Origin of the sequence: Bacillus sp. Cr_A10 (genome assembly GCF_029222665.1) — a bacterium.
Taxonomy (GTDB): Bacteria; Bacillota; Bacilli; order Bacillales_A; family Planococcaceae; genus Psychrobacillus.
This window is the reverse complement of sequence record NZ_JARHXR010000022.1, coordinates 1-9,771: the sequence shown is the minus strand read 5'-3', so window position 1 is coordinate 9,771 and position 9,771 is coordinate 1. Positions and strand designations below refer to the sequence as shown.

Annotated in this window: 11 protein-coding genes; 9 read left to right on the top strand and 2 right to left on the bottom strand. The window is 34.4% G+C overall.

The window, feature by feature from the left end:
* Positions 1 to 181: hypothetical protein (locus tag P2Q73_RS19080; RefSeq protein ID WP_275790130.1), on the top strand; the 181-nt coding region annotated here is incomplete at its 5' end.
* Positions 182 to 623: 442 nt separating this feature from the next.
* Here P2Q73_RS19080 and P2Q73_RS19075 read toward each other — a convergent pair.
* On the bottom strand, positions 624 to 1,595 hold the full coding sequence (locus P2Q73_RS19075) for an asparaginase (RefSeq protein ID WP_275790127.1): 972 nt from the start codon (positions 1,593 to 1,595) through the stop codon (positions 624 to 626).
* Between the two features lie 78 nt (positions 1,596 to 1,673).
* Between P2Q73_RS19075 and prsW the strand changes: the two genes are divergently transcribed.
* From prsW to rpsA, 7 genes are all read left to right on the top strand, one after another.
* Positions 1,674 to 2,375 carry a glutamic-type intramembrane protease PrsW gene (gene prsW, locus P2Q73_RS19070; RefSeq protein ID WP_056829453.1) on the top strand — a complete coding sequence of 234 codons (702 nt, stop codon included), beginning with the start codon at positions 1,674 to 1,676 and terminating at the stop codon, positions 2,373 to 2,375.
* Between the two features lie 84 nt (positions 2,376 to 2,459).
* The gene (gene sleB, locus P2Q73_RS19065; RefSeq protein ID WP_056830283.1) at positions 2,460 to 3,224 is read left to right on the top strand and encodes a spore cortex-lytic enzyme; all 765 of its coding nucleotides are present in this window, start codon (positions 2,460 to 2,462) and stop codon (positions 3,222 to 3,224) included.
* Between the two features lie 9 nt (positions 3,225 to 3,233).
* Positions 3,234 to 4,514 (top strand): PepSY1/2 domain-containing protein, encoded by a 1,281-nt coding sequence (locus tag P2Q73_RS19060; RefSeq protein ID WP_056829454.1) that lies wholly within the window; start codon positions 3,234 to 3,236, stop codon positions 4,512 to 4,514.
* A gap of 74 nt (positions 4,515 to 4,588) precedes the next feature.
* Positions 4,589 to 5,236, top strand: a complete 648-nt coding sequence (locus tag P2Q73_RS19055) for a flagellar brake protein (RefSeq protein WP_275790121.1) — start codon at positions 4,589 to 4,591, stop codon at positions 5,234 to 5,236.
* A gap of 79 nt (positions 5,237 to 5,315) precedes the next feature.
* Positions 5,316 to 5,990 carry a (d)CMP kinase gene (gene cmk / locus P2Q73_RS19050; protein ID WP_053589810.1) on the top strand — a complete coding sequence of 225 codons (675 nt, stop codon included), beginning with the start codon at positions 5,316 to 5,318 and terminating at the stop codon, positions 5,988 to 5,990.
* 1 nt (position 5,991) lies between these two features.
* On the top strand, positions 5,992 to 6,582 hold the full coding sequence (locus P2Q73_RS19045; RefSeq protein WP_275790117.1) for a lysophospholipid acyltransferase family protein: 591 nt from the start codon (positions 5,992 to 5,994) through the stop codon (positions 6,580 to 6,582).
* Positions 6,583 to 6,678: 96 nt separating this feature from the next.
* Positions 6,679 to 7,827, top strand: a complete 1,149-nt coding sequence (gene rpsA, locus P2Q73_RS19040; RefSeq protein ID WP_275790114.1) for a 30S ribosomal protein S1 — start codon at positions 6,679 to 6,681, stop codon at positions 7,825 to 7,827.
* Positions 7,828 to 8,233: 406 nt separating this feature from the next.
* On the opposite strand, the gene P2Q73_RS19035 is transcribed toward rpsA, so the two are convergent.
* Positions 8,234 to 8,413, bottom strand: a complete 180-nt coding sequence (locus tag P2Q73_RS19035) for a hypothetical protein (RefSeq protein ID WP_275790111.1) — start codon at positions 8,411 to 8,413, stop codon at positions 8,234 to 8,236.
* 992 nt (positions 8,414 to 9,405) lie between these two features.
* Here P2Q73_RS19035 and P2Q73_RS19030 point away from each other — a divergent pair.
* A complete protein-coding gene (locus P2Q73_RS19030; protein ID WP_275790108.1) occupies positions 9,406 to 9,591 on the top strand; it encodes a hypothetical protein in 186 nt (61 codons plus the stop codon).
* The last annotated feature ends 180 nt before the right edge of the window (positions 9,592 to 9,771 follow it).

Here is a 9,771-nt window from a genome sequence, read left to right as displayed (position 1 = left end):
CTCGTCGCAAAAAACACTGCTCCTGCGCAAGCTCGTCGCAAAAATTAATTTCGCTACGCTGCTCAGTCCAGGGTCTTCACCTCATGCACCTGCCGCTTCGCTTTCGGTGCAGAAACCATTTGCTATTCCGGCTGGAGTCGCCGCCTTCACTACAATTAACTATTATCCGCTTTTCAATTAGGAAATCATCATGCCATTAATAGTTTTTATCACTTACATTTTTTCAACTAGTCTTTATAGAAAATCGTTGAAAAAGGCGACACTCCTGCGGGAATAGCGTTAGCCGAAGACCCCGGAGTTGAGGGGAAGGCAATCTAAGTTCGCCGCATCCTGCTCCTGCGCAAAGCTCGTCGCAAAACAACTTTTGCGGCAACGATTGCATGACCAACATCGTGTTGGCCTAGGAGGCTAAGGCAACGCCCGCGGAAAGGGAGCCGTTTCTACGATTTTCTTATTTATCGGACTACATTATTAATAAAATTAAATTCTATGGACTTTTTCAGTGCCCTCAAGTTAGGTAGAAATAAACAATTTAATTTATCCGCATTTATTGTTAAAGTAAAAGACCGTAGGCAAACTCTTTGCGTTTGCCTACAGTCTAACACTGTTCGCTTATTCTTAATTTATATAGAGAAAATATTTTCCATAGCTTTTGTTTTATTTGGATGGTTTAGTGCTATTAGAAGTGCTAGTCTTGCTTTTTGCCCATTTAATCCTGGAGCAAATATAACACCAGCATTTTTTAAGCTTTTTCCTCCACCATCATATCCGTACACATCTTGCGCAATACCATTAAAACATCTAGAAACGAGAACAATCTGAATATCCTTTTTAATACTTTCCTCGATAATTGGTAGAAGACTTGGGGGTACATTTCCCTGACCTAATCCTTCTAATACAATTCCGTCATACCCTAATTCAACACATGAAGCTAACAGATCTGGTTCCATTCCCGCATACACTTTGAAGAGAGCGACTCTTTTCGCGATACTTTGAATAGGAAACACTGCTCGATGATTTGGTGAGTGGTGAAAATGTACTATAGACTTAGATATAAAACCTATCGGTCCATACTGAGGACTTTGAAAAGTACTTACATTACTGGCATGAGTTTTTGTAACATTTTCGGCTGTGTGTATTTCATCATTTAATACAACTAACACCCCTTTGTCTTTTGCATCATCAGAACTTGCAACTTTTACAGCAGATAATAGATTATATAATCCATCTGATCCAACTTCATTGGAAGAACGCATCGCACCAGTTAGTACGATTGGAATAGTAGTATCCACGGTTAAGTCCAAAAAATAAGCTGTTTCCTCTAAAGTGTCCGTTCCGTGAGTTATAACTACCCCTTCTATATGGTCCTTTTGAATAGACTCGTCTATCATTTGTTTTAACAAAAGCATTTCTTTTGGAGTAATATGTGGAGATGGCAAATTAAAAGCTTCAATTTCTTTAATATTTGCATATTCTTTTAATTTTTCTCCTTCCATCGAAATAGGATTATTTTCTATAGGGATGACAGCTCCTGTTTCTGCCTGAATTTGCATAGAAATAGTACCGCCTGTATGGATTAATAATATATTTTTCATAGAAACACCTCCGTTATTTTTACAAATTAGCAAAATTATAATGTATAATAGATATAGTTATGTGGAAGGAGTAAGGATATGTTTATACTGCTTTCCGTTGCAATAGCTCCGGCTCTTGCACTTTTAAGTTATTTTTACCTACGTAAGGAAATTGCAAAAGAACCTTCTAGGTTATTGTTACATACATTTATTTACGGTGCTATATTAACTTTTCCTATTTTATTCATACAACATGTAATTCAACAAGAAGATGTGTTTTCATCTATATTTATCCACCAAGTATTAGTAACAAGTGCACTAGAAGAATTTTTTAAATGGTTGATTCTTATAATTGCTATTTATAAACATGTTGAGTTTGATGATCCTTATGACGGTATTTTATATGGGGCAAGTGTTTCTCTTGGATTCGCTACAGTTGAAAACATACTGTTTTTATTGAATTTTGGGATGAATCAAGCATTTTTACGTGCCTTACTACCGGTTTCAAGTCATGCATTATTTGGCGTAGTGATGGGATATTACATAGGAAGAGCGAAATTCACAGTGACGAAAAAAGTGAAATATGAAATTGCTTATGCTCTTTTAGCAACCTTCTTTTTACATGCTACTTATAATAGTATTTTAATCATCAAGGATGTAAATTTGCTATTAATGGTTCCATTTATGTTGTTTTTATGGGTATTCGGTTTATCGAAAGTAAAAAAAGCACATATACTTTCACGTCATAAAAGGTTTGAACATCATGAATATTTTTTGAAAGAAGAATCTAGCCGTAGCTAGATTTTTTTTTGTATATTTATCGATTTCTTACCCAAGCTAGTTATAAAGGAGAGATGTCATTTGAAACAGATAAAATACATCCTAATTAGCTTGGTCTTTATTTCTGGAAGCTATGCATTTATAGAACAGGAACAATCAACTCAGGCATTTTCCACCCAGGTGTTAGAACGGGGTGCTTTTGGTGACGATGTAATTGAATTACAAGCAAGACTTCAATACATTGGATTTTATACAAGTCAAATAGACGGTAAATTTGGCTATAGCACGTATTGGGCATTAAGAAATTTTCAAGAGAAATATGGACTTCCTATTGATGGGATTCTAGGGGAAGGCACTAAAAAGAAACTAGTAAATGCATCTAAGTACGATAAACAATATGTGCATGGTCAACTTAATAAAGGCAACAGTTTTACCTATTATGGTGGAACGGACCTAGATAAGCAGGTAAAAAACAAAAAAGCAGAAAGCACGAATATGCAGCTTCCCCCAAAATACTCTGAAAAAGAGTTAAAGTTGATTGCGAATGCCGTTTATGGAGAAGCAAGAGGAGAGCCATACGAAGGGCAAGTTGCGGTTGCAGCAGTTATATTAAACCGAGTGGAGCATCCAGATTTTCCAAATACAGTATCAGAAGTAATTTTTCAGCCACTAGCTTTTACTGCTGTTGCTGATGGTCAAATTTGGCTAGAGCCAAACGAACGAGCAAAAGAAGCAGTTTTAGACGCATTAAATGGTTGGGATCCTACTGAAAATGCTATTTATTACTTTAACCCTGATACAGCTACAAGTGAGTGGATTTGGTCAAGACCTCAAATTAAAAAAATCGGACAGCATATTTTTTGTTCATAAGGAGATAAAATGAAAAAGTATATATGGATAATTGCATCTGTCGCTGTCATATTCCTTGTCTATCATTTTTCAGTTCAAGCAAAGAATAACCGGTTAGAAAATGCGCTGGCTATTCAGTATTCCAATCAATTAACATCTGCTTCAGAAAAATTAGTAAAACTAAGTGACTCAATTGATCAAACTCTATTATTTCAAGATAAAGAAGCACTAGAACAACCATTGGACGATGTATGGAGGCTATCCTCTGATGTTCGTGCATCAATTTCAGCATTACCAATCGATAGTGAGACTTCTACTGCATGGATGAATTATTTAAATCGTATCGGAAATGGTGCTTCACTCGTAAAAGAGGGAAAAGTACCAATTGAAGATTGGCAAAAAAATATGTCAAATGCACGTGATAATTTACGTTCGCTTTCTGAACAATGGGCTTTTACAAACAGAGAGGACGGATCGAAAGATTATATAGTCAATTCGTTTGTGAATAATAAAGTAAATAAAAGTAGTGAAAAGAATTGGAAGTCACTTGGAAATTCAGTGAAAACCTACACGGAAAGTGATTTTCCAATGACGGCTAGTGAGACGGATCAACAGAAAAAGAAGGATCTTAAACATATAGAGGATTCAGAAGTTACTGCTGAACAAATGAAACAAAAATTTATTAAGTTATTCCCAGAATTTAAAGATGCTACAATTCATATTACGGAGAGTTCCAAAGATGCACCATATCCTTTTTACCATATTCAGTTCCATAAGGGAATTCGTATTGGATATGCTGACTTCACTAAAAAGGGTGGTCATTTATTATCTTACTTAATGGAGAGACCATTTGATCAAACAGCAATATCCGTTGAACAATTAAAAGAAAAAGCTTCAACCTATATGAAAGCTTTTGACTATGCGGATACCGAAATGGTGGAGTACCGTGAGAACAATATAGCTTGGCATTTATCATTTGCTAGAAAGGATTCGGAGAATGACGCATTAATTTATGCAGATGGAATTCAACTAAAGGTTGCAAAAGATAATGGCGAATTACTTGGGTTAAACGCAATGGAATATATTCAAAAAGAAAAAATTGCTCCTCAAGAAGTGAAGCCGCTGAACTATAAAGAGATGTTCTCAAGTGATTTTTCAGTGGAAGAGGAACGTTTAGCTTATGTTGAAAATAAAGAATTACAACAAAGACTAGCTTTTGAAGTTTTAACAAAAAATGATTCTATTGGCACATATAGAATTTATATCGATACAGAAAATCATGAGATATTGCACGCAGAAAAACTCCCTTAAACATTTTTTTATAGAAAAATGTACTTTTAAGTGTCATAATAGAACTATTATGACACTTAAAGAGGGATAAAAGTATGAAAATTAAACTTGGGACTAATTTAATACTAGAGCCTACGTTTACAGAAACAGCAGAGAAATATCGATGTAAAGTGGTTGACTTAGATGAACAATTTATTTATGTTGACTATCCAATAGATACAAATACGAATAGAACCGCTTTTTTCATTGATGGTGCTCAACTTCGTGCTTCTTATGTAGAGGAATCTAAATCCGCGTTTGCTTTTCAAACAGAAGTATTGGGTAAGAGAAATGGGCAAATACCGATGATAAAGCTTCTTTATCCAGGTGACTCGGAAATAATAAAAATTCAAAGAAGAGATTTTGTTCGAGTTACTACTGCTTTAGATATCTCCATACAATTTGAAGATGAAAAATACCAATTTGTTACGGATGATCTTAGTGCAGGAGGAACAGCTGTTATACTCAATCGGGAAGTTAGGTTTAAAGAAGGGGACGAAATTTCTTTACTTATTCCTCTTGCTTTTAATAATGGTGACATTAAATATGTTACTACAACTGCAGCAGTTGTTCGAATATGGGAAAGAGGGCAGCAACATATAGCCTCTCTTCAATTTACTGATACAGATGACTTAGATAAACAGCAAATAGTTCGCTTTTGTTTTGAGCGCCAATTATCATTAAGAAAAAGAGAAATGAGCTGAAAAAAGTCTGTTTATACAGGCTTTTTTTTTACGTACGAATTTATGCTAAAATATACTTGAATAGAGTGGAGGCTACAATATGACAAAACAAATACAAATAGCAATAGATGGTCCTGCAGCGGCAGGGAAAAGTACTATTGCTAAAAAGACTGCAGAATTACTTGGATATACATATGTAGATACAGGAGCAATGTATCGTGCAATAACGTATAAAGCCATTCAATCAAACATAGATTTGCAAGATGAAGATAAATTAACTAGCTTACTTAAACAAACATCGATTGAGTTAAAGCCTTCTCCTAAAGGACAGCAAGTATTTCTAGATAATCAAGAAGTAACAGAGGAGATTCGCTCAAAAGAAGTAACAGCATCCGTTTCTGTAGTTGCAGCACATGCCGAATTACGTAAAGAAATGGTGCGTAGACAGGTAGAGATGGGGAAAAACGGAAGTGTGGTAATGGATGGTAGAGATATAGGTACATCCGTATTAACTGATGCTGAGTTAAAAATTTTCATGTCTGCAAGTGTAGAAGAACGTGCAAAAAGAAGGTTTAGTGAGAATAATAAAAGAGGTATTGAGTCCAGTCTAGAAGAACTTATGAATGATATAGAACTTCGAGACAAGCTGGATAGTGAGCGAGAAGCTTCACCTTTAGTACAAGCAGAGGATGCAATTTTTATAGACACTACCTCACTTACAATTGAAGAAGTATCTGAGAAAATTATGAAACTTGCGAAAGAAAGGATGGCATAATATGAATCTATATTCCTTTGCGAAGACAGTTGTTTATGCTGCTTTAAAACCTATATACCGATTTGAAGTAATCGGAATAGAAAAGTTCCCAAAAGAGGGAGGAATTCTATTATGTGCGAATCATATTGATGCTTTAGATCCACCAGTAGTGGGTATTAATGCACCAAGACCAGTAAACTTTATGGCGAAGGAAGAATTATTTAATATTCCAATCTTGAAAAATATTCTTCCTGGAGTAAATGCTTTTCCAGTAAAAAGAGGGATGAGTGATAGAGATGCCTTGCGTATGGCTATTAAACTCTTAAAGAATGGAGAAGTAGTAGGTCTGTTTCCAGAAGGGACAAGAAGTAAAGATGGAAAGCTAGGAAAAGGTTTTAGTGGGGCAGGTTTTTTTGCGCTTAGAGGAGATGCAAATGTAGTTCCTTGTGCGATTATCGGTCCCTATAAACCATTTAGAAAGTTGAAAATTGTATTTGGAGATATGATAGATATTCAACCTTATAGAGAACGGAAAGTTTCTGCTGATGAAGTGACTGAAGTTATAATGGAGAGTATTGGGGTACTACTAGAGCAACATAAAAAAACGAAATAAATCAAATCTTTTTTCAATTTGAGAAGGGCTTCCTTTTGTATTTCTGTGCTTGTTCGCATAAAATAGAGAAGAGACGTTGTGAAGGAGGATAATCATATGTCAGAAGAAATGAACTTAGTTGACTCACATGAGTTTAAAGAGGGAGATCTAGTAAAAGCGACGATTGCGCAAGTAGACGAGAAGTCAGCAATCGTAACAATCGAAGGTGCACCTTTTGATGGAATAGTTCCAATCAGTGAACTATCGAGCTTGCATATTGAAAAAGCATCCGACGCCGTTTCCATCGGTGAAGAATTAGAGCTAATGATTACAAAAGTAGAAGAAGCAAATTTTGTCCTTTCTAAGCGCAAAGTAGATGCAGAAAAAGCTTGGGATCAGCTTGAAAAACAATTTCAATCAGGTGAAGTGATTGAAACAGAAGTAAAAGAAGTAGTAAAAGGTGGTTTAGTCGTTGATTTAGGTGTGAGAGGGTTTATCCCGGCATCTTTAATCGAGGATCATTTCGTAGAGTCATTTGAGGATTATAAAGGTAAAGTGTTAACCTTTAAAATTGTGGAATTAGAGAAGGAAAAAAATAGGCTTATTCTTTCTCATAAAGCAGTTGTTGAAGATGAAAAAGCTGTAAGTAAACAGAAAACGCTTGAAAATATTCATAGCGGAGATATAATTTTGGGAACTGTTCAGCGAATTGCATCTTTTGGTGCTTTTGTTGATATTGGCGGTGTGGATGGTCTAGTTCATATTTCTCAAATATCTCATGATCATTTAGATAATGTTGCGGATGTATTAAAAGAAGGACAAGAAGTAAAAGTAAAAGTATTATCAGTAGATCGAGATTCAGAAAGAATTTCTTTATCTATTAAAGATACTTTACCAGGACCTTGGACAGAAATTGAAGATAAAGCATCTAAAGGTTCTGTATTAACGGGTACGGTGAGACGCATCGTTTCATATGGTGCGTTTGTAGAAGTATTCCCTGGTGTCGAGGGTCTAGTTCATATTTCTCAAATTGCGCATAAGCATGTTACTTCTCCTCATGAAGTGCTAAAAGAGGGCGAAGAAGTGGAAGTGAAAGTACTTGATGTTAATAGTAAGGACAAACGTCTATCTTTAAGCATTAAGGATCTTATTGAAAATGAGAACGACTACAACTTAGACGACTATCAATTACCAGAAGAGTCAAAAGGATTTTCTATAAGTGATGTATTAGGCGATAAACTAAAGGATTTTACGAATAAAAACTAGATTAGACTGTTCCCGAAAGTTTTTAGGGAGTGGAAGGTATTATTCATAATATGATTTAATTGAGCAGGCGATTTTATAAAATCGCCTGCTTTTGTGTGTCCTAATCCCATGCAATTTTACTAAAGGGAGTCCCGTTTCAACAGAAGACCAAATGCTTCGCCTCTGCTTCTCCCATTGAAGGTGGGAAGTTTCAATAGTGAAAAATCAATAAAAAGTGAACACTTCGAAAAATGTATCCTAAAACAAAAAAGACCTTTTGCATGAAGGTCTTTAAAAACTGGATATTAAACTGGGAGTTAGGAAGGAAAGTGACGCGTCTTATTTGCTTTTAATAATATGTCCAATAATTACAAAATAATATAACCAATTAGTGTTGATGTGACCTAGATCTTTTTCTATTCCTTTTTTAATCTTTTCGACTATTACCATTCTGTGTACTTTCAGCAATTGTGGAAGTAGCTTGCTTATAATCATTATTTATAGTAGGTGAAGAGGCTTTTACAGGATCTCCATACGCTGTATCAGTAGTTTGAACTTGCTTTTTCTTACTAGTACTTGCATTCGTATTCACGTTTTTATTTGTCATTTGTGTAGAACCTCCTAAATAAATTTCTAAATATCCTAAATATCCTACGAAAGGAGAGTTGATTACATACTAATAAATATGATCCCACATAGGTCATCCCTCTTCCTTTATAATCCCTAATAACGCGCTTATTATTCATCTCAAATGCGATTTTTATACACAGACCAGTAAGGCAAGCGACTTTGTAAATAGAATATTTTGAGCATAAAGAAAAGGAGGACTGAAGAGTGACTTTAAAAGTGGTGCAGATAATAAATGTGAAGGTCGCTTTTTTGTTCGTTCACATTATCGTAAAAATGGAATATTCAAAAAGTATAGACAAAATTATTTTTTTAGTATAATATTCCTTGTAGGGTAGGTAATATGGATTACTGAAATACCGGATATTTTAAAATAATCTTAGCAAGAATATTATTACTAGGAAAGAAGATGCGAACGGTTATGAAGAGGTATTATGTTTTGAGACAAAGAGATGATTTTTTTGGATTATTTTAACAATTAATAGATGATTCGAAGTGTATAATAATTCCAAAAAAAATGATAGATGTTTTTTTGAATGTGGGTGATCTAGTTGAAATTAACAAAATGGATAGAGGATATGAAATAAAAGTAATAAAAGAAACGAAAATATATAGGTGACATGGTTTGAACTATTTCAAAAAAAATTTAAAAGTTTCTAAGGAAAAAGGAGAAATCTATGAAAAGAGTAGTAGCAGATAATTCTGGGATATTTGAATAATGAAAGCTAATAAAAATATAAGAAATAGAATTATAGTAATGATTGTAATGATTATAGTTATAATTTTAATAAGTATAGAATACAATATTTCTCGTTAAATATAAGAATAACCAAGAATTTGAGTTATATTGACTGACAAAAATAATCCATTCCTCCTCACTTAATTGTGGGTGGGGCTTTTTTTATTTGCCTAATCAGGAATCATGATTGATGAATACATTGATTATAGTTGAAAAGAAAAAGGAGAGAATAAATGGATCCTCGTTTAGCAGAGCTTCTTCAGAAGACAAGTTTATACGGTACTTTAGCGAAATACTATGAACATATAGATCCAAAATGGCATATGTATTTTTACGAATTGCACTTTAAGTTTGAGAATCAGCTTGTTCAATATTACTGGATGCTTCGTCAACAAAATCCAAATATGGATAACGAATGATCTACACTATTTTTAATTTAGTTAACCGCCAAGTTAGAAGCGGCAGACGTTACGTTGAAAGTGTAGTTCAGGAAAACAATAGTATAAGAATAATTGAATCCAACGAGTGATTTATGATTTATTCAACTAACGGGTGCTTTAGTTGATGAAGGCACTGCAGTTATAAAAAAAAGCCCAACC